Annotated in this window: 16 protein-coding genes, 2 tRNA genes and 1 pseudogene; 9 read left to right on the top strand and 10 right to left on the bottom strand. The window is 63.3% G+C overall.

All coding sequences use genetic code 11. From position 1 onward, the window contains the following. Positions 1–11: 11 nt before the first annotated feature. The 7 genes and pseudogenes from WJ16_RS06335 to WJ16_RS06305 form a co-directional block, all read right to left on the bottom strand. Positions 12–4274: an RHS repeat-associated core domain-containing protein gene (locus WJ16_RS06335; RefSeq protein WP_069256325.1), complete on the bottom strand. Its 4263-nt coding sequence runs from the start codon at positions 4272–4274 to the stop codon at positions 12–14. A gap of 21 nt (positions 4275–4295) precedes the next feature. Continuing rightward, complete coding sequence (locus tag WJ16_RS06330) at positions 4296–4754, bottom strand: DUF1795 domain-containing protein (RefSeq protein WP_069256324.1); 459 nt, start codon at positions 4752–4754, stop codon at positions 4296–4298. A gap of 63 nt (positions 4755–4817) precedes the next feature. Next, a pseudogene (locus WJ16_RS06325) lies at positions 4818–5259 on the bottom strand (hypothetical protein). Positions 5260–5301: 42 nt separating this feature from the next. Then, a complete protein-coding gene (locus tag WJ16_RS06320; protein WP_069256323.1) occupies positions 5302–6171 on the bottom strand; it encodes an ankyrin repeat domain-containing protein in 870 nt (289 codons plus the stop codon). Then, positions 6171–9170 (bottom strand): type VI secretion system Vgr family protein, encoded by a 3000-nt coding sequence (locus tag WJ16_RS06315; protein ID WP_069256322.1) that lies wholly within the window; start codon positions 9168–9170, stop codon positions 6171–6173. Before WJ16_RS06315 ends, WJ16_RS06320 begins: the two co-directional genes overlap by 1 nt. 884 nt (positions 9171–10054) lie before the next feature. Next, positions 10055–10131 (bottom strand) — tRNA-Arg (locus WJ16_RS06310). 175 nt (positions 10132–10306) lie between these two features. Next, complete coding sequence (locus WJ16_RS06305) at positions 10307–11137, bottom strand: undecaprenyl-diphosphate phosphatase (RefSeq protein ID WP_069256321.1); 831 nt, start codon at positions 11135–11137, stop codon at positions 10307–10309. Between the two features lie 478 nt (positions 11138–11615). Between WJ16_RS06305 and WJ16_RS06300 the strand changes: the two genes are divergently transcribed. The 6 genes from WJ16_RS06300 (at position 11616) to WJ16_RS06275 (ending at position 17164) form a co-directional block, all read left to right on the top strand. Further along, a complete protein-coding gene (locus tag WJ16_RS06300) occupies positions 11616–12527 on the top strand; it encodes an aldose epimerase family protein (RefSeq protein ID WP_069256320.1) in 912 nt (303 codons plus the stop codon). A 152-nt stretch (positions 12528–12679) separates the two neighbouring features. After that, complete coding sequence (locus WJ16_RS06295) at positions 12680–13381, top strand: peptidoglycan DD-metalloendopeptidase family protein (RefSeq protein ID WP_069256319.1); 702 nt, start codon at positions 12680–12682, stop codon at positions 13379–13381. A gap of 7 nt (positions 13382–13388) precedes the next feature. Then, positions 13389–13691, top strand: a complete 303-nt coding sequence (locus tag WJ16_RS35230) for a hypothetical protein (protein ID WP_167375358.1) — start codon at positions 13389–13391, stop codon at positions 13689–13691. Positions 13692–13746: 55 nt separating this feature from the next. Then, on the top strand, positions 13747–15366 hold the full coding sequence (locus WJ16_RS06285; RefSeq protein ID WP_069256318.1) for an acyl-CoA synthetase: 1620 nt from the start codon (positions 13747–13749) through the stop codon (positions 15364–15366). Positions 15367–15441: 75 nt separating this feature from the next. Beyond that, entirely contained in the window at positions 15442–15765 is a 324-nt protein-coding gene (locus WJ16_RS06280; RefSeq protein WP_069256317.1) for a DUF2288 domain-containing protein, read from the top strand. Between the two features lie 10 nt (positions 15766–15775). Next, positions 15776–17164 (top strand): MATE family efflux transporter, encoded by a 1389-nt coding sequence (locus WJ16_RS06275; protein WP_069256316.1) that lies wholly within the window; start codon positions 15776–15778, stop codon positions 17162–17164. Between the two features lie 19 nt (positions 17165–17183). Here the strand turns inward: WJ16_RS06275 and WJ16_RS35225 are convergent, their stop codons facing one another. Then, positions 17184–17360, bottom strand: a complete 177-nt coding sequence (locus WJ16_RS35225) for a hypothetical protein (RefSeq protein ID WP_089445358.1) — start codon at positions 17358–17360, stop codon at positions 17184–17186. Between the two features lie 136 nt (positions 17361–17496). Here WJ16_RS35225 and WJ16_RS35220 point away from each other — a divergent pair, with 136 nt between their 5' ends. Further along, positions 17497–17667, top strand: coding sequence for a hypothetical protein (locus tag WJ16_RS35220; protein ID WP_167375364.1), 171 nt, complete (start codon positions 17497–17499; stop codon positions 17665–17667). Positions 17668–17874: 207 nt separating this feature from the next. On the opposite strand, the gene WJ16_RS06270 is transcribed toward WJ16_RS35220, so the two are convergent. Both WJ16_RS06270 and sixA read right to left on the bottom strand, forming a co-directional pair. Beyond that, a complete protein-coding gene (locus WJ16_RS06270; protein WP_011351620.1) occupies positions 17875–18681 on the bottom strand; it encodes a GNAT family N-acetyltransferase in 807 nt (268 codons plus the stop codon). 171 nt (positions 18682–18852) lie between these two features. Beyond that, complete coding sequence (gene sixA / locus WJ16_RS06265; protein ID WP_069256315.1) at positions 18853–19314, bottom strand: phosphohistidine phosphatase SixA; 462 nt, start codon at positions 19312–19314, stop codon at positions 18853–18855. A gap of 161 nt (positions 19315–19475) precedes the next feature. Between sixA and WJ16_RS06260 the strand changes: the two genes are divergently transcribed. Continuing rightward, a tRNA-Pro gene (locus WJ16_RS06260) sits at positions 19476–19552 on the top strand. Positions 19553–20142: 590 nt separating this feature from the next. Then, the gene (locus tag WJ16_RS34670) at positions 20143–20592 is read left to right on the top strand and encodes a hypothetical protein (RefSeq protein ID WP_157126724.1); all 450 of its coding nucleotides are present in this window, start codon (positions 20143–20145) and stop codon (positions 20590–20592) included. The last annotated feature ends 113 nt before the right edge of the window (positions 20593–20705 follow it).

Genomic DNA, 20705 nt, shown 5'->3' with positions numbered 1-20705 from the left:
ATCTTCAACCTTTAATTATTGAAAATATCGCCCATAATCTTTTGCCCATTCTGGAATACGTCATAGATTATCTGTGTAGGCCGAGTGCCGCCATTACCGTAGACAAATTGGATGTCCACATCAGCCGAGCCAGCCCTCTTCACATACGCTGCGACCCGTCCCTCGAAATCCCTGAACAAACCACGGTTGATGCCCGGTAACTGAGGGAAGACACCGTCCTTTCCACCACTCCCGCCGAGAAGTTTTCCTAGAATATGGCCGGCATCGTCAGTTGGATACCCCAATAATCTCGCCCACGCTCGAGACGACGCATTCGTTGCGGTTCCGGTGCCGAGGTCCGCAGCCGTGATTGTCGCGGTTGCACGAAGTGGCTGACCGGCGGCCCCCCGGGAAACAGTAGGTGTAACACACCATCCCCACGGATCAATCCATCCGGTTGGATTGGGCGCATACGCGTACAGATTGTCACCACCCAACAATCCGATGGGATCTTGGTTGATGAACCGCCCTACGTCCGGATCATAGTATCGGAACGTGTTGTAGTGGAGGCCCGTGCTGTCGTCGGCATATTGCCCAGCATAGCGCAACGGCTGATCGGTGCGCGCGACCGTCACTTGCCGGCTGCTCGATTCGACCTTACCCCAAGCCGCATATTGCCCGGCCCACGCCAACTCCCCCGCCTCGTCGGTCACTTCGAGCGGCGCTCCCACGAGATCGGTATGGAAGTAGTAGATCCGCGCGGCACGTTTGGCCGTGTCGATTGCTGCTGCAGCCAGCGCCTCTGCAATTACCGCGTCGACGCGCGCCACTGGCGAGTAAGGTGCGTCTGGACTGTACACATAGCTGCTCACACCAGTCTCGCGGACCTCTTGAGCCAGTCGCAACCCCTCCCAAACAAACCATTTCGTCTCGGTGCGTTGCTTCGCGCCGCGCACATCGAAAGTGGTATCGGTTTTCGCGATGCGCCGACCGAGCGGATCGTAGGCAAAATGAGTTTCGACCACGCCACGCACGTCCTGCGTTCGGACCGCAATCAGCCGGTCCTGCCCGTCATACGTGAAGCGCTGCGTCCGGTTCGCCCCGCGAAACTTTGCCGCCAGGTTGCCGAACGCGTCGTATTCAAAGCGCAGGTCCTGCCACATGCGCAGGCGATTGCCTTCGACGTACCCACGACTTCGCCGCTCCGCTTCGTCGAGCAGATTTCCGGCGGCGTCCCAAGCGAATTCCTCCAGCTCCCTATCCATGGTGTTTACACGACGTGTCAGCTGTCCGGCCGGATCGTAGCTGTACTGCGTGCTGCCACGCAGGCAGTCGCTGGTCTCGATCAGTTCGCCCGCCGCGTCGTAGCCGTAGTTACGCCACAACTGCCCGCGTCCTCGACCGAGTGCGTCCGGTTGGAAGCCAGCGGACTGCCAGACTTTTCGGCCAAGCGGGTCGTAGGCAAAACGCTGAGTCAGCCGTCCCTGTGTACGCGTGACCTCACGATGCAAGTCGTCACGCTCGAAGTCACTCACCACTTGATCGCCGCAGCGGATCTGGTGCACGTGCCCAGAGCCGTAACTCAACATCTGTAGCGTCTGATTGTGCGGCAACTCGAGCGCCATCACGTTATCGAGTGCGTCGAGCGCATATTCGACGCTGCCATTCGCACCATGCTCGGCAAGCAGTCGACCGGCCTTGTCGTATTCGAAGCTCACAACGTCCGGCGAGATCCCAAGTGCTATGCCGGCTGACGTCGGCGTCCGCTCTACCCTCACTAACTGATCACCCTTGTTGTACTCGAAGCGCGTGACTTCAGTCGGCGTATGTTGCACCTTCACATTTCCCATCCGGTCACGTTCCAATCGGATGGTTCGAATCGGACGATCTTGCGCCGAACGGCCCTCCGGCGCACCAACAAAGTCTACCGCCAACAATTCACCGGCTTCCCCATACTCAAACCGTCGCTGCACGCCATCCGGACGGGTCTCGGTCAACAGGCGGCCGCCCGCGCTATACGTGAATGTGTAGTGGGCGTGGCCCTGTCGGAGCTCGCGAAGCCGTCCTTGTGCATCGTAGCGATAGCAAAGCCGCCTTCCGGCAGGATCGATCGTCTCGATTAGCTGCCCGCGAGTATTCCGCAGCAACTGCTGGACGTGTCCGCCACGGTCGACGTGTCTAACCATCAATCCTGCCGCATCGTGCTCGAATGTCTCCGCGCTGCCGTCTGGATACCTAATCTGGCGCGGCTCGCCGGTGGGACGCAGATCATACGAGATGCGTTGCCCCAGTGCGTTCTCGCGCGCGAGCGGCAGGCCGAACGCATCGAAAATCGTCCGCGTGGTTTTGCCGGAACAGTCCGTGTAGCCGACCAGCTCGCCGAGGCCGTTCCACTCCAGCGTCGAGCGACCGCCACGCGCGTCAACGTGCGCGATCGGCAGCGCGGTCAACCCTTTCGGGTACTCGTAGCGATTTTCCCGACCAAGCGGATCCTGACTCAACAGCAGCCGGCCCTGCGGATCGTATTCCGCGCGCCAGGTGCCGCCGTCGGCCCCGACAATCTCCACGGGCCGCATGCTGTTGCCGTCATAGCGAGTGCGAGTCGTGCGACCGAGCGGATCCGTCTCGGCGACGATCCGGCCTGCGTCGTCGTACTCGAACTCGACCGTGCGCTCACCCGGCAGCATCAGCATCACCGGCATGCCAGCGTCGTTGTACTTGATCCGGTAGAGTCCCCCGTCGAAGTCGGTGTACTCGACAATCTGAAACTGTGCGTCGAAGCGCCAATGCGCGGTGCGGCCATCGGCATACCGAACGCGAGTTTGACGGCCTTCGATGTCGTATTCGAGCGTTGCGTCCTCGCCTTCGCTGGTACGCGTCGCGACAACCCGCGGCTGGCCTTCTATCCTCGACCACACGTAACTCGACGTGAAACCCAGTGCGTTCACATGACTCGCCATCAGGCCATTGGTATATGCGAACTGGCGCACGACCGCCCCATTTGCATCCGTCACCGACGCCAGCTGACCGTTCTCATCGTATCCGTAAGCGACGGCCAGCCGGCGCTCGTTGCCATGAACGAGCGTGACCGCGCTAAGCCGTCCGTGTTCCTGCTCGTAATCGAGCACGGCGTTCAATCCGCCGCACGTCAGAATCTCGCTGACGCGGCCGCGGCTATCGCGCTCGAACTGGCACCACTGCCCCGCCTGATCCTCGATGCGGCGCACCCATGCGATGCGGCCGGAGTCCGGCTCGTATCGGCCGAAGTCGTAATACGTCTCGCCAATGTCATGCAGGATGTAACGTCCATCCGGCGTACAGGTCAGGTATTGCTGCTCGGCTTCGCTGAATGCAGCTTGCCCAGATCTCAGCAGCGGAAACCCACTCTCGCGTCCTTGCGCGTCGGTAAACCAGAGGCGCCCGTCACGCGCATGCAAACGACGCTCCCACGGCAGCACCCAACCGCGGCCGAGCGTTCCCGCATAGTCAATACTGCTTGAATAAAATCGTTCGACCGAAACCGGCATCGGGCTCGGGATCACGAAGTCGGTTTCTGATTCGGCCTGCAGGATCTTCCGCCCGGTCGTCACGTCGACCGGGTTGCCAAACATCCCGCCTATCGCCTTGTTGATCGCAGGGCCGGCGACGTAGCGCCCAAAGGCTTCTCCAAGGACGAACCCGCCGATGAATTTTGCGGTGCACGGTAGAACTGCGCGCGAGAGCCCGCCGGCTGCCTTCAAGAGTCCGCCAAGCCCACCGACCAGCCCCGCCAGCGCAAACGCCCAGTCGGTCGCCGTCCGCAGCCACGGCGGCACCTCGTCATCGACCGGCAGGTATGTCTGCGTGCCACCGTGAAAGAACGTGTCGTGAGAGCCATCGGCGATCGTCGCGCCGCAGGTAATCTTGTCGTCCTTTCGCGCTGCGGGCCGCCCGTTGATGAAAATGTTCGTCGATCCTTGCGCGACAAGCGGGATGGGATTGTGCTTGCTGCAAGCCACGCCACTCAGCGTCGCATAGGCCGCCGACAGGGAGTTGACGTAGACGTCCGGTGAACCGGTAACGATGTTGCCGGACTGCGAGCTGAACATCTTCCCGATCGACTCCCCTATTGACAGGAGAGCCTGCGCTCCGATACCGGCCATCATGCCCGCCAGTAACGCAACGCCGAATCCGCATGTGAATGTGGCGAAAGCGACTGCGGCGATCAGGGCGATGCCCAGCACGGCGCCGACCAGAAAGCCCGCAAGCGCGCTGGTGTGATCGATCGGGTCAGTGACTCGTGCGGCTTCGTACACGATGATTGTCCTTTGCTGTTGTTATGCCGAATCTTGTTCTGCCGGACGGTAGCCGTCGAGCCAGTTGCGCCACAATGCGTCGAGCGTTTCGCCGAAGCTCTTCGCGCTCGATGCGGTAAAGATCAGCACGCGTCCGGGGGCAACAATGAATGCGCCTTGCCGTTGAAAAACGGTCTTGGGACCATTCCGATAAGCAGCGTCGATGCGCTCCCCAGGCATTCCATCGGTTTCAGGCCCAAGCCGTTCAGGCTGACGCGAAAGCACCCGATGTCCCTGCAATCGCGACTTGAGCAGCGCGATCTGACGATCGATATACGACGCAAGGGTCTCTCCGTCCTTGAGCCAGTCGCGTGCGACACTGAGGTTCGGCTGCGCAGCCGTATCGGCTGGCACGAACAAGTTGGTCGTGCGATCCTCGAAACCGTTCGGCAGGACGATACTGCCTTCGTGAATCCGGATACGGTTTTCGGAATCCGTCATGCTAGTTCTCTCGTGAAGTGTAGGTGTTGGAATGGGTCGAAATCAGCGTCCACACGCCGACACTCATTTTCCCGGCAGCGCGACGGTGCTTTCCCGGCGCAAGCGCAAGCTGCCCGCGAGCAATACGATATGCGCGACGAGCCACACGTAAAACGCGACGCCGTAGCCAGATATCGGCGTCGCGTCCGCTTCGTTGAAGTACCACTTCGTCGTGAATAGTGAACAGAGCGCACACGCGAGCGCAGCGGCCGAAAACTGGCTCGCGCGTATATCGGTTCCGGGCAAGCTGGACGGCCGCAACGACGTAAAGCGGATTGGCGAGCCATGCTGGATTGAACATGAAAAGTCCCCACCAGCCCTGGGCGAGAACCGACAGCCCGCTAAGCGACGCTTCTTTTTCGAAATGCATCGCCGGCATCATCAGCGAGAGGACGTACAGCACCCCGGATACGCCGAGGACCGTCTCGCGCCTGACACGCGACGTCGAATCAAAAACGTTCATCATTTCCCGAATCATTGCACGACACTTCAACGGTCGCGAGTGCGTTCAATCTGTCTGGCCGGCCGGCGTCACGACCTTCTCGCCGCGGGCACGCATCGCGGCGCGTTGCGCCTTCGGATCGAGCGGCGGCCACGGCGCGCCGGCCGTGACGATCTTGCGACGAATCTCTTCGATACGGGTACGCGCCGGCGAGTCCGCGGCCGTATGGTTCTTCAACTCGTTCTGCAGCACCCACCCGTACGACACGCCGAGCTGGCTGGCAATCTTCGGATCCGCACCGTGCGAGAGCAGGTAGTCGACGACGTCCCACTGCTGAATCATCGTCGCCTCGAAGAGCGCGGTCTTTCCGAGCGAATCGCGCGCATTCACGTTCGCCTTGTGCTCGACCAGCAGCTTCAGCTGGGGCAGCAACCGGTTCTCTGCAACCGCGAAGATCATCGGCGTGTCGCCGTTGTATAGCCAGTTGGGATCGAGCCCGCTGCTCAACAACACGCGCAGGAGATTGGGCGTATCGGCCCGCAATGCGACATCGACGACCGATCCGCCGCTGCTGCCAACCGGCGCCTTGGGATCTGCGCCGTTCTTCACGAGCACAGAAATGATCTGGTACCTCGGATTCGACGCGTCGTTCTTGACCGGGACGATTTCCTGCACTGCATACGAGAGCAGCGTCGTATTCTTCGCGCCCGGCGCATTCAGATCAGTCTTCGGCGCGAGCTGCTGAACCCGGCCGAGATCGCCGTCATGAATGGCCTGAGCCAACGTGAGTTGCTGCCCCGAAAAGAAATCTTCCGGTGCGTAACGCTTGAAGCCAGTCATGTTCGTCCCTTGGGCTTGAGTGGGCCACCAGAGCGGCGAGGACACTCCAACGAGTGCGGCAATCGCGCCGGCGGTTATCGCTTTCTTGTATCGCATCAGTGAGATGAATTCAGTTGGGAAACGAGGTCGAGCTGATCCTTCGCGACCTGCTGGTTGATCCCGTTCGTCACGTCACCCATCAGGTGACGGCCGACCGTGGTCACGCTTTCACCGTCGAGCGTGACGGGGCTGCCAACCGCCTTGGGCATCAGCGCCGCCGTACCGTCGCTGATCGGTCCGAGGCGGCCTTCCTGCAGGCCGGTCAGGATATCGCCGTCGACGCGATAGGCGGTGATGTTGGCCGCCTGGGCGGTCCCGCCGTATTGCGCGACGGTCTCCGGATTGAGGCCGGCAGCATTGAAGGTCACGGCCGAACCGCCGCTGGCCTCGGCTGCAGCGGACGCCAGTCCGCCACCGAGCGAATGCCCGGTGAAATCGACGCCGGCCGACGCGCCCGTGGTCTCGATGTTCTTGCCGATCGTGACCGCATTGCGGTAATACGGCGCATCGGCGCCGAGCCCTTGCGCCATGTTGTTGCTCATGTCTTCGCCGAAGAGCTGCTGGGTACCCTTGAACGCTACCGTCGGCTTCATGCTGTCGCCGAAGACATTCGGATCCGGGATATACATCTGCGACCCGAAGTTGCTACCGCTTTTCTCGAAGTCGCTCGGCTTGAGTCCGAACGCCTTCAACGCTTCCGGATCGTTGGTCGCCATCTTCCACCCGGTCGGCGGCGGATCGTTCGGGTGATACACGTGATCCGCGAGTTTCGCCAGTTGCTGCGCCTTCAGCGAGCTCGCCAGCTTGGCCGCCGCCGCGCGCGTCGCCGGGTCGGGGCTCGCCAGCCCTTTCGCGATCGTCGCCTGCTCTGCCGCCCACTCGAGCGCGAGCGCCTGTTCCGCGGATTGCGCACTGCCGCGATTCAGATGGATGACCGGCCCGTCGAGATAGATGCCGTTCGCGTTGATGACGATCGTTGATGGTCCAAAGGTCAGCTTGATGCTGTCCGGCGTCATCGTCACGACGCCATCCCCGACACGATGCTCGATTCCATCGCTCGCCTGATGGCTTTGCATGCCGGGCCCGGCCTTGCTTGCGATGGCCTTCGTATTGATCACGTTCGCCGTGGTGTCGCGAGTCAGCGCGATGGTTTCCTTCAATCCGCCCTGCGCGATCTGCTTCGTCTCACTGCCTTTGAGCAGCGACACCGTGCGCGCGCCGGCTTCGACCGTATGCGTTTCCGAATCCTTGATGACCGTGTTCATATCCTTCTGTGCATGCAGAAAGACTTCTTGCGCGCCGTTCACGTCGGAGAACCGCAATTCGTTCGAGCCTGCGCCCTTGTGGGTCTGGCTCTTGATCCCCATCGTCTGCCCTGCGGCGCCGTGATAAGGATTGCCCTGCTCGCCGTTGTAGACGCGGCCCACAATGACCGGATTGTCGGGGTCCCCCTGATTAAACGCGACCAAGACCTCCTGTTTGATCCGTGGAATGGCGGCCGCACCCCAACCGTCGCCCGCCCATGGTTGGGACACGCGAATCCACATCGAATCCGAGCCGTCCAGCTTGCCGCGGCGGTCCCACAGGAAGTGCACCTTGACCGCACTCCCGTTCGTGTGAATTTCTTCGCCCTTGGGGCCGACCACGATTGCCGACTGGGTGCCGTGGATGACGGGCTTCGGGGTATTTCTGGGCGAACGATACGGAAACTTCTTCGGGAGCAGAGAAAATGTATTGCGGTACGGCAGCTTTGCGTTGTGTTCCGTGTAGTCGTTCACGGCCTCGTGGCGAACGTGCAGAATGGCGTATTCCTGATTGTTGGCCATGACTGGATGGTTCGTCACCGTCACGCTGCCTGCAGCCGTCATCCGCCATGCGTAGCCGCTGCCTGTATACCGATGCGCGCTCGCTTCTTCTGCTTGCATCGCAATGCGTGCGTAACGGTCGCCATCATCGCCGTGGTCGAACAACGACTGGTGTTCGAAACGCTCCGTTGTCTCGAGCCCCGCATGGCGGAGGTTCTCCGGCTCGGCCTGCGCCAGCATCAGCGGCGACGACGGGTTCTGGTGATTGAAGTCGCGAAAGGCGATCTTGCCGACGCCGAAACGTCGCCCTTCATGCAACTGGTCGATACCGTTGTCTTCACTCGCCGCGGTGGCCGCATACGGCAAATTGGCCAACCCGTCGATCGGGCGGAAAACGAAATTCGTATCACCGATGACTAGGAAGTGCTTTTCCTTCTCGTAGCGGTGCGTCCAAATCAGGCCTTCCTGCTCCATCAGACGCGCACAGAAGTTGTAATACGACTCCTGGTACATCACGATATATTCGAGCGGCTTTTGCGCGGTCCGGATGTCGAACTCGAAATCAGTGAAGCCGTGATCCTGGAAAATCTCGGTGAGGATGTCCTGAGCGGTCTTGTTCTGGAAAATCCGGCAATCGGTCGAGCGCGTCAGAAACCAGAACCACGGCGCCACCGTCATTTGATATTGCGTCACCTTGCCCGGGTTGCCCGCTCGGTCGAACGACGTAACGTAGCCGTCGAAGTAACGGATGCTATCGGCCCCGCCTGACGAGACGATGCGCTCCAGCGTCGACTGCCGCGCATTCTGGTCGAAGCGGATCTTGATCGGTTGACCGATCAACTGTTCGGGTGCCAGATCATGCTGGTGTGACAGCAAATCAAGGTGAATCTCCGGCAATCGATTGACATGTTCATCGACGATCGCGGTGCTGACCAGCAACACGTCCGAACCGAGCGGCGACTCGATCGTCACGTATCGATTTAGCTGAGTCAGCCGAGCGACACCGCCAGCCGCATTGTTGAGCGCGTCCGCAATCGCGGCCGGCGTTTTGTTCATTAGCGAGAAGCCGGTCTGCGCAAGCTGGACAGCGCGTTGCACGGTGTCGATATGACTTGCGAGGCCGGCGAGCGGGCCGATCTGGCCTGCCACCGTGGACGCAACCGGCCCGGCAAGGCCGCCAAGCGCGCTCAGCGAGCCCAACAGATTCCCGCCGGAGCCGGCCGGAATACCGCCATTCGGGGCGAAACTCATTTGAAATCCCTTTATTATCGTCTCAGGTTCTGTCCCCAACTGGCTCACCAGCGTGAGGCCCCGCTACTGTAGGACAAAACGTTTGCCAGCGAAAGATACCTGAAATTCCTTTGCAATTTCCTTGCTGACATCCTTTCCACGCGCCAATCAAATAAGTGGTTGGGAACCGGCGCAGGGTTCGCCGCGCCGCAGTACCGCACCAGTCTCGGCCGACACCAATACGATTTACATGAAGCTTGTGACAGGAACGTACGGGGAAAATAGTCGATCCATATCTCGCGGGCACGTTCATCCTGGCGACAGGATGGGCACACGATCGCGAGTGGCGATCTGTGGCGACGTGAACAACTCTGCACGATCCAAAGGAGTTCGCCGCAGCTTCAAGCGGCCTGTCTTAAAGCTGGCATTTGCGAGCACGGCGAAGGTCCCGTTGTTTCCGCAGCATAGGCGTGCAGTGTCACCCCCGTTCAGGCGAATGCTGAACGTAGACCCATCGGCGTGCGCAAAAGACACGCTCGCTCGAAACGAACTAACCAATGGCCAGTTCCACTTCAATGCTAGATGGGTCATGGCTGCAAGCAGCGCGACCCAATTGGGTGATTTGTATTAGCCGGGACTCGATCTGACAGGTAGTCGGGCCTGCAAAGAACGAGCCATCGATGGCGGATGCGTTCCAGCATTCAGACTCGCTTCATACGGCAAGCAAATTGCATGTACGTTGGCCACTCGATGCACGTCCTGACTGCGGTCACTTGCAGTCGCCGCGCCACCCAACCCAGATTGATTTGAATCTGCGTTGACTGAGAACGCCTATATGACACCTACACGGAATTATCGAAGGCTGAAGACAGGCCGCAAAAAACAACCTAGCCTATTGATTTCACTGGCCCGCCCTACACGATTCGAACGTGTGACCTACGGCTTAGAAGGCCGTTGCTCTATCCAACTGAGCTAAGGGCGGTCGGGGAGAAAAGACACGGCCGGCACGGGCCACCTTTGCCACCGGGCTTCACTCGGACGTCACAACCACCGAACGCGAAACCCCGAAACGAAACAAAACGGGCCCGGCAAGAAAGCCGAGCCCGAAATTATACCCGATCATCGCGAAACATCACGCAAGGCCGGCCGCAGCAGCGTCAAACCGGCTGCGGATGAAGCATGAACCAGCCCAGGCAGAACACACCCGCGATCACGCAATACACGCCGAACGAAGCCAGCCGGCCGCGCCCTTCGAAATAACGCATCAGAAACCGCACGCTCAGGTACGCGGCGACGGCCGTCAGCACGCCGCCGAGCAGCGCATCGGCGAGCTGGTCGCGCGCATGGAACAGCTTCGGCAGTTCGAGCACGCCCGCCGCGAAGATGATCGGCGTACCGAGCAGGAACGAGAATTCCGCGGCCTTCTCCGCCGTCAGCCCCGCCGCATTGCCGGCGATCATCGTCAGCCCGCTGCGCGAGAAGCCCGGAATCAGCGCGCCGATCTGTGCGAGACCCACGAAGAACGCCTGCTTGAACGTCATTTTCTCGGGCGCCTGATGCGCGCGGCTACGCTGGATGCGATCGCCGAGCCACAGCAGCACGCCGTTCACGATCAACGCGATCGCGACGATCCGCAGGTCGTGGAACACGCGCTCGATGCGCTTCTCGAGGAGCAGCCCGACGATGCCGGTCGGAATCGTACCGATGATGAGCGCCCACATCAGGTGCCCGTCGTCGTTCTTGCGGCCGCCGAGCTGTGCGAAGAAGCCGCCGATCAGCGCGATCCAGCGCGCGCGGAAATACCACAGCAGCGCCAGCGCGGTGCCGAGGTGCAGCGCAACGAGGAACGGCAGCAGTTGCGGGGCGTGCTTGTCGATGTGCATGCCGAACAGCGCCGGCACGAGCAGCGTATGGCCAAGGCTGCTGACCGGAAAGAGTTCGGTAACGCCCTGCAGGACGCTCAGGAATACCAGAAACCAGAGGCTCACGCGTCGGTCCTTTTAATGAAGATTAAGCGGGAAGAGAAGCGGACGACGCGATGCGCGTCCGAAAAAACGCGCCCCGATTATGCCGAGCCCGGATTACCGCGCCAAGGCATTTGGCCGGATATTGCGGCGTTGCACACAAACGCTTGCAATTTGTAAGCACTCAGAAAGCAAAAAGCCCGCCATTTGCATGGCGGGCCTTTCGATGTCGGCAGGAATTGCCGTCAGCGGCCGAGCTGATAGAAAAATAATACCGTGCTGCCGGTAAACATGCCGAACAGTGCGAGTCCCATTGCCATTGCCAGATCCATGGCCCCCTCCACGAAGTGTCATGACCCGGCAACCTCACCGGTTTAGAGGCATTATCCCGAGCGTTGGCGGTCTTAAAAACTCGCGATTTCCCCAGAAGGGTTTTCCCCGAGCCGCCGCGGCCCGATAATGGAGCGCGCCGTATCCGTCCACCCGCCCAACCCGATTCGCCATGCCGACCTTCCAGCAACACGACATTCACGAACTTCACGCCGGCCCGTCGCTCGTCCGGGTCGCTCCGCAATTCGGCGGCCGCCTGCTGTCATGGCATGTCGACGGCGAACCGGTGATCTTCTGGCCGGACACGGCCGACTGGAGCAACCTCGCGCGCGTGCGCGGCGGCAATCCGCTGCTGTTCCCGTTCCTCGGCCGTCATCGCGTCGACGGCGAACTCGGCCGCTGGCGCGACGCCGCCGGCGTGGTGCGCGACCTGCCGATGCACGGCTTCGCGCGCGACCTGCCGTTCGCCGCACAACCGTCGGCCGATGGCGCCGCATTGTCGATGACGCTCGACGCGACCGACGCGCTGCAGGCGAGCTACCCGTTCGATTTCCGGTTCGAAACGACCTACCGGCTGGCCGACTCGCACACGCTCGAAGTCGCGCTGACGACAACCAATCGCGGCGACACGCCGCTGCCGTACTACGCCGGCCACCATTTCTATTTCGCGCTGCCGCACGGCGAACGCGCCGAAACCACGCTCGACCTGCCGCCGACGCACCGTTGCGCGCAGGAGGCGGACGGCTCGATCAGTACGCCCGAGCCGGGCGAAGCCCGTTATCGCCTCGACGACCCGGACATCCTCGATCGCTTCCACTGCCTCGACGGCGTGCCGGCCACGCCGGTGCGCATCGTGATGCCGTGCCGCCGCCGCACGATCGAAATCGCGCTCGACGTGCCGGGTTCGATCCCGTGGTACGCGGTCACCACCTGGACCGAAAAGCCGGATTCGGACTTCTATTGCGTCGAGCCGTGGCTCGGCCTGCCGGATGCGATCCACAACGGCCTCGGGCTGCGCATGCTCGCGCCGGGCGCGACCGAAACGGCCACGCTGCGGATTCGCGTGCTGCCGCTCGCCGGCTGAAACACCGGCCGGGACGCCGATTCGCCGCACGCCGGACCGGCGCGCGGCGGCCCCTGCAGCGGTCCAAACTGCGTAGCGCGGGTCGAACCCGTTAAAATCGGACGTTTTGTGTTGCCTGTCGCGTCACGAGCGGCAGGGTTTTGCGAGGTTCAATGTTCGGAACAACAACGAAGCGACTCTTCGCAGCCGCCTGCGCCGCCCTGCTCGTCGCGTGCGGCTCCGCGCCTGTCGGCCCCGGGTTCTATCGCGTCGAGCGTGGCGATACGCTGTACAAGATCGCGCGCGACAACCGCACGTCGGTATCGAACATCGTGCGCTGGAACCAGATGACGAACCCCGATGCGATCGAAGTCGGCCAGGTGCTGCGTGTCGCGCCGCCGCCCGGCACGACCACCGCATCGACGCCGTCGACCACCGGTACCGGCAGCGCCGGCCGCGCCCGCCCCGCGCCTTCCGCACCGGTCGAATCGGCCGTCAAACCGGCCACGAGCATCGCGCTGATCTGGCCGGCAGCCGGTAACGTGGTCCGCACGTTCGACGGCTCGAAATCGAAGGGCATCGACATCGCAAACGCGCCGGGCACGCCGGTGGTCGCGGCGGCGCCCGGTGTGGTGGTCTATGCGGGTAACGGGCTGCGCGGCTACGGCAACCTGATCATCCTCAAGCACAACGCCGACTACCTGACCGCCTACGCGCACAACCGCGCGCTGCTGGTGAAGGAAGGCCAGTCGGTGACGCAAGGGCAGTCGATCGCCGAGATGGGCAACAGCGACAGCGACCGCGTCGCGCTGCATTTCGAGTTGCGCTACGGCGGCCGGTCGATCGACCCGTCACGCTACCTGCCGGCGCGCTGAGCGCCCGATGGACGACACGCGATGCCGGCGCGCATCGCGTGCCGTCGCGGTGGAAATCGGGAAGGTGATGTCAGCGCTTGCGCAGACGTCCGGTGAACCGGCCGGACAACGGATCGACGTGACGGGCAAACGCCACCAGTACGCCGATTCCGATCAGGCTGAACCCCGCAGCTATCAGAAGCAAATCCATGGTCACACACTGTTTTTCGTGATCTTATGCGTCATTGTGGAATCGTGCATCGAGGCGCCGCTTTCGGACGAGTCAGAAGATTCCCTACCATCAGGCGCCATTGTGGATTCGTCTGCGTGAAACCCTGATGTAAGTCGTCCGTCCGCGATGCCATTCGCCCCGAGGAGACCACGTGATGCTGCCCGCCGCCGACCGCTACGACGACCTGCTCTCCCGCTTCCGATGGGGCGTTCCGGCGCGCTACAACATCGGCGTGGACGTCTGCGACAAATGGGCCGACGGCAGCGGGCGCCTCGCGCTGATCCACGAAACGGCGCAAGGCGACGTTTCCCGCATCACGTTCGACGACCTGAGGAATGCTTCTAACCGGCTCGCGAACAGCTTCGTGCGTGCCGGTCTGCAACGCGGCGACCGGATCGGCATCTTTCTCGCGCAGGGCCCCGAAACGGCCGTTGCGCACCTCGCCGCATACAAGCTCGGCGCCATCGCGGTGCCGCTCTTCACGTTGTTCGGCGTCGATGCGCTCGAATACCGGCTCGCGAACAGCGAGGCCGCCGCGCTCGTCACCGACGCGGCCGGCTACGCGAAAATCGCACCGCTGCGCGCGCAGTTGCCGTCACTGCATACCGTCTATTGCATCGGCGACGATGCGCCCGATCAGCCGGGCGTGCTGCGCTACGACGCGGCGCTCGCCGCCGAAACGCCCGACTTCACGCCGGCCGATACGGCCGCGGACGATCCGGCGGTCATCATCTATACGTCCGGCACGACGGGCAAACCCAAAGGTGCGCTGCACGCGCATCGCGTGCTGCTGGGCCACCTGCCGGGCGTCGAGATGTCGCAGCAGTGCTTCCCGCGCGACGCACGCCTGTTCTGGACGCCCGCCGACTGGGCATGGATCGGCGGCCTGCTCGACGTGCTGCTGCCGTCCTGGCATCACGGCGTACCCGTGCTCGCCCGCCGCTTCGAGAAATTCGACGGCGACGCGGCGTTCGCGCTGATGGCCCGGCACGGCGTCACCCACGCGTTCCTGCCGCCCACCGCGCTGAAGCTGATGCGCACCGTCCCGGCGCCGCGCGAACGCTACGCGCTGTCGCTGAAATCGGTCGCGAGCGGCGGCGAGTCGCTCGGCACCGAGCTGACGGCCTGGGGGCGCGACGCGCTCGGCGTAACGATCAACGAGTTCTACGGGCAAACCGAGTGCAACATGGTGCTGTCGTCGTGCGCGGCGCTGTTCGATGCGCAGCCCGGTGCGATCGGCAAGGCCGTGCCCGGCCATGCGGTCGCGATCGTCGATGCGTACGGCACGCCGCTGCCGCCCGGCGTCGAAGGGCGCATCGCGGTGCGCCGCCCCGACCCGGTGATGTTCCTCGAATACTGGCGCAACGCCGCTGCGACGCGCGACAAGTTCGCGGGCGACTACCTGCTCACCGGCGATACGGGCACGATCGACGCCGACGGCTTCGTGCGCTTCGTCGGCCGCGACGACGACGTGATCACGAGCGCCGGCTACCGGATCGGCCCCGGCCCGATCGAGGATTGCCTGCTCACGCATCCGGCGGTCCGGATGGCGGCCGTCGTCGGCGTGCCCGACGCGACGCGCACCGAGATCGTCAAGGCGTTCGTCGTGCTGAACCCCGGCTACACCGGCGACGACGCGCTCGTGCAGGCGCTGCAGGCGCACGTGCGCACGCGCCTCGCCGCGCACGAGTATCCGCGCGCGATCGCGTTCGTCGACAGCCTGCCGATGACCGCAACCGGCAAGATCGTGCGCCGCGCGCTACGCGACGCATGAGCCGGCAGCCACGCGCGGCCCGCCCGGCCGGATGGTTTATAGTGGCGCCACCCAAGCAGTCTTTCCAAGAAAACGATGTCCTCTGATCACCACTCCGGCGCTGGCGCGTCGCACAGCCCGCTCTACGCCAAACTCCTCGGCGAAACCGCCAAGATCGACTGGTGCGATCTCGAACGCTTCTTCGCGCAGGGCAAGCTGCTGTCCGTCGCGCGCGACCTCGATCTCGTCAGCGTCGCGGAAGCGGTTGCCGACGACGATGCCGAGCAGGTCACGCGCTGGCTGTCGGCGGGCCTCGTCGCGCGCATGCCGGCCGAAACCGCCGCCGATTACGCGGCGCGCAACCCGGAGCTGTGGGCGGTCGTTGTATCGCCGTGGGTCTGCGTGCAGGAACGCGCCTGACGCGTCCGTCATGTCCGAATCCGCATTACCGCACGAGGCCGGCACGGGCGCGGCCGCCTCGACCACCTCGGCTACCATCACGCACCGGCGCGTGCTCGCGCTCGCGTTCCCGATCGTCCTCGCGAACCTGACCCAGCCGATCCTCGGCGCGGTCGACACGGCCGTCGCCGGCCACCTCGACGGCGCGCAGTACCTCGGCGGCGTCGCGCTCGGCGGGCTGTTCTTCAATTTCGTGTTCTGGGGATTCGGTTTCCTGCGGATGGGAACGACCGGCCTCGTCGCGCAGGCACACGGTGCCGGCGACGCCGCCGGGATCCGCCTGAACCTGCTGCGCGCGTTGATCGTCGCATTCGCGCTCGGCGCCGCGGTGCTCGCGCTGCAGGTGCCGCTGCTGTCATTTGCGCTGTCCGCGCTCGGCGGCAGCGATGCCGTCCGCGCGACGGCGCTTGCCTACAGCCACGCGCGCATCTGGAGCGCCCCGTTCGCGCTCGCGAACTACGTCGTGCTCGGCTACCTGCTCGGCATGCAGCGCGTGCGGCTCGCCCTCGTCGCGCAGGTGTTCATCAATGCGGTGAACATCGGCGCCGTATTGCTCTACGTGTACGGCTTCGGCTGGGGCATTGCCGGCATCGGCACCGCAACCGCTACCGCGGACGCATGCGGTTTCGCGCTCGGCGCGTGGATGCTGTGGCGGCTGCGGCCGCGCGGCCTTGCGCCGATCGCGGCACGTGCGCTCGCCGACCGCGTGGCGCTCCGGCGGCTGATCGCCCTCAACCGCGATATCTTCCTGCGCACGCTGTGCCTGCTCGGCGCCTTCGGCTGGTTCGCGCATCTCGGTGCGAAACAAGGCGATGCGACGCTCGCGGCAAACGCGCTGCTGCTGAATTTCCAGACGTTCATGGCGTACGGCCTCGACGGCTTCGCGCATGCGGCCGAAGCGCTCGTCGGCGCGGCGGCCGGCGCGCGCGACCGCCGCGCCTTCCGGCAGGCCGTACGCGTCACGCTGCTCTGGTCGGCGCTCGGCGCGCTGCTGTTCGCGCTCGTGTACTGGGCCGCCGGCGGCTGGATCGTCGCGCGCCTGACCGACCAGGCCGAGATCCGCGAAGTGGCGCTGCGCTACCTGCCATGGGCCGCGATTTCGCCGATCGTGTCGGTCTGGGGTTTCCTGCTCGACGGTGTCTTCATCGGTGCGACGCAGACGCAATCGCTGATGCGCGCGATGGTCGCGTCGCTCGCGATCTTCGTCGTGGCCGCGCTCGCCGCCGTCGGCACGTACGGCAATCACGGCCTCTGGTTCGCGCTGCTGCTGTTCATGGCCGCGCGCGGCGCGACGCTCGCGCGCTACCTGCCGGGGCTGTTGCGGCACATCGGCGCCGACGCGTCCGCGGCCCGCGCCTGACGGCCGGCCGAACCGGCCGTTACTGCGTGGGCTTAGGCGGCGGCGCGTCGAGCATCGACGGCGGCGTCATGTCGGTCGGCACGCCATGATAGTCGGCCGGATCTTCCGGCGGATGGCCGCGACGAGCCTGATGCGGATCGCTGGTACAGCCGGCGAGGAACGATGCGGCCAGCACGGCCAGCATGAAACGGGTCATCGGGTATGGCTCCGGAAATCGGCACGCCCATCGCGCGCCGGGACCGGGCCGAGTCTAGCGGAATTCCCGTTTCGGAGTCGGCCCGCGCATGTCCTACTATGTACGCATGGCACTAAGCCGAGGAAAGGAGGCTGCCATGTCGTCTGAAGAAATTGCCGGCCTGATTGGCCTGTGCGTGGGCCTGATGGTGCTCGCCGCCCTGTCGTACTTCGAGTCGCGCGAATACAAGCGCAGACATGAAGGCGAAGGGATGATTCATCACTGGATGGCCGAACACCACCTGCTCGACTGGCGGCGCAAGCACTAAGCGCGCCGCTGCCGCCCGGCCGCCCCCCGGGGCCGGTCGCGAACGTGCCGTCCCGCGGCACGCCGGTGGTTGCGTATCGCCGAAATTAACAGGGTCCGGTTCATACACATACACGTCGATCAGACGAACAAACGCCGTCGCGCGGCCGATGCCATGCGACGGCGTTCGCTTGCGCGCGCCCGGCGGCGCGACGCAGTTCGGACCGGCTCAGCCCAGGAAGTGACGGGCGTAGCGCGCGTTGATGTCGGACAGGCGGAACAGCGTCAGGAAATCCGCGCAGTTGAAGTCGGGATCCCAAGCCGGTGCGCCGCAGATCTTCGCGCCGAGACGCAGGTAACCCTTGATCAGCGGCGGCGGCGCCACGACGGTGCCCGTCTGCAACTCATCAACCGGCAGGGCCGTGTGCGGGAACGCGCGATACTCGGGCGCCGTCAGCGAGCCCGCGGACAGCGACTGGTACAGGTTCGCCGCATAGTGGCCGCCGTCGGCCATCGACACGCTCGCGCAGCCGAGCATCGTCTCGTAGCCGTTCTGCATCATGTACGCGCCCAGGCCGCCCCACAGCGCCATGATGACGGCGCCGCTGCGGTAGTCGCTGTGCACGCACGAGCGGCCGACTTCGACCATCTTGCCGCGCAGGTGCGTGAGGCGCGACAGGTCGAATTCGCCTTCGGCGTACAGACGGCCGACACGCGCGGCCTGATGCGGCGGCAGCACGCGGTACGTGCCGACGACCTTCAGTGTGTCGAGATCGCGAACCAGCAGATGATCGCAGTACGCATCGAACGGATCGACGTCGAGACCGGAGGGGCCGCTGACCTGCGCGCCCATTTCTTCGGCGAACACGCTGTAACGCAGGCGCTGGGCCTCGCGCAGTTCGTCTTCCGTACGCGCCCACGCGGCGCGCAGGCGATACTCCGATGTGACGGTTTCAGCAGCGCGCGGCAGGTGGCGCCGCGACGTGTCGAGGGGAAGCGAGGCAAAAGGGAGCGTAGGCGTCGGCAGTTCTCGCATTAGGCTTTCCTGGTCGTAAGGAATAAGGCGACATGCCCGCCAATGTAGTAATCGGCCGTGACCGTTATGTGGCACGACCGTGTCCTTTCAATGACGCGTCGCCGAATTGACTTTAGCAGAAAGCTTGCAGAACCGTATGATGATTCCCTGCAAAGCACTTCAGGACGGGCTTCACACCAGGTCGGGCGTCAATACCGCCCGCAGCACGGCCTGCCGGCTGCCGTCGCGTGTGCGGCTTGCAAGCCACACGATTCCGCCCTTCTTGACGCTCCAGCTGTCGTCGCCGCCGGCGATCAGCTGCGCGGCGACGCTGCCGAGCGTCGGCTGATGCCCGACGATCACGACCGTCGGCGCGATGCCGTCCGGCCAGCCGGCCGCCGCGAGCACGTCGTCGACGCTGCCGCCAGGTGCGAGCGCGTCGACCGTCCGGTACTGGTCGGTCAGTGCCTCGACGGTCTGAACGGTGCGGGCCGCCGGGCTCGCGAGGATCACGGTATTCGTCTCGACGCGGGCGCGCAGCCATTTGGCCATTGCCTGCGCGTCCTTGCGGCCCCGGACGGTCAACTGGCGCGCGAGATCGCTCGTCGCGTAGTCCTCGGCTTCGGCGTGGCGCCACAGGATCAGGTTCATCATGATGTTCTCCTTGCTTCGGTGAGCGGCCCCTCGCCCATGCGTCCGGGTTCGCCGACTACCGTAGGAATTGTCGCAAATTGCGAACGGTTCGCCGCCGCGTCATTTACCCGCATATGGGGATTGACCGGGGCGACCGTTCAACGATAGAATCTCTGGCTCGTCGGAGCGTAGCGCAGCCTGGTAGCGCATCTGATTTGGGATCAGAGGGTCGAAGGTTCGAATCCTTTCGCTCCGACCAAAGGAATCAAGGGGTTACATGCCAAAAGCGTGTAACCCCTTTTTCTTTATTCGGTTCATGTAACCCATTCAGCCTAGGTCGATCCACATCGATCCATCTCGGCTTCAATCAGTTTCGCGCCCTACTTCCATTCAGCGACGATCCAGCTAAGTTTTCGACGTGGTGTTAGTGCTTATGGGGCCGGATACAATAGTCGCCAGCAGAGCGAGAGTGCGTTGCGGCCCCGTGACACCAAGACGGCTGACCGCGTCCCGGAACCAGACAATCCAACACTATCTCAGCCCACCCTCCAATGATGCAGCAGTACCTGCGCCCTCTCTGACAAGGCCTGATGCGCAAAGCTACGCCAAGACCTACGCCGATAGTTGTGACGATGGGCCGCTACTGAGCGATCGCGGTCCTTCGGCACCATCAGGGTTTTGGTATCCTTGATCCGCAAAGTGGACAATCGCAGTTGGTGGGAAGGCGTGAATTCGCGGTTAAAAAATATCCCTCGCCCGAGCGAGCCTTCGTCCACACACAGCCTCCGTGGTCGGCAACATGCACCGGGGCGAGCGATTCATGGTGAGTGCATCCTAATTCCACGGAATATGCTCAATACCGCCCGATTTATCTTCGTCGTGGTTGTTTACCTTGGTTCTTTGCTCGAGATTGTGCGTTGGCTGTCGGGCTGGAAGGATTTTGAGCCGTACGAGTCGAGCCGGGATACCTCAAACGAAAGACAAATCTCCAATGGTTCCTATCGCTGGGTTTCGTGCCGAATAAAATGGACAGCATTTACCGTGGCTGTTGAACTCTATCCTCGACACTTATGGCTACGACCCGGCTTTCCCTTGAACTTGCGACTGCCTGCGATCTCCATACCTTGGGATGCCATAGATGCGTCACAAGGAGGGACGTTCATTACACGCACGGTCGCGGTACGTATTCACGGTTGCTCCACGGGTCTGCGCTTTTACGGCGCGGTAGGTCAGCGAATTCTGGCGGAAGTTGAAACGCAAAAAGCAAGAAGCAAGAAGAGCACCCACGAACTCCATTAGTCGCGACGAGGGTCGCATAGCCCGTTGAGCTTGCCGGCATCCCGTCCAATGACCGCTTCAAGTCGGAGCCAGGGCTTGACATCAGTCAGCCCTGTGGCAGTTGCAGGCCGAAT

This window comes from Burkholderia metallica, from assembly GCF_001718555.1.
In the GTDB taxonomy this organism is placed as follows: Bacteria; Pseudomonadota; Gammaproteobacteria; order Burkholderiales; family Burkholderiaceae; genus Burkholderia; species Burkholderia metallica.
Note: the sequence above shows the minus strand (reverse complement) of the source record. Positions and strands in the feature narration are given on the sequence as shown.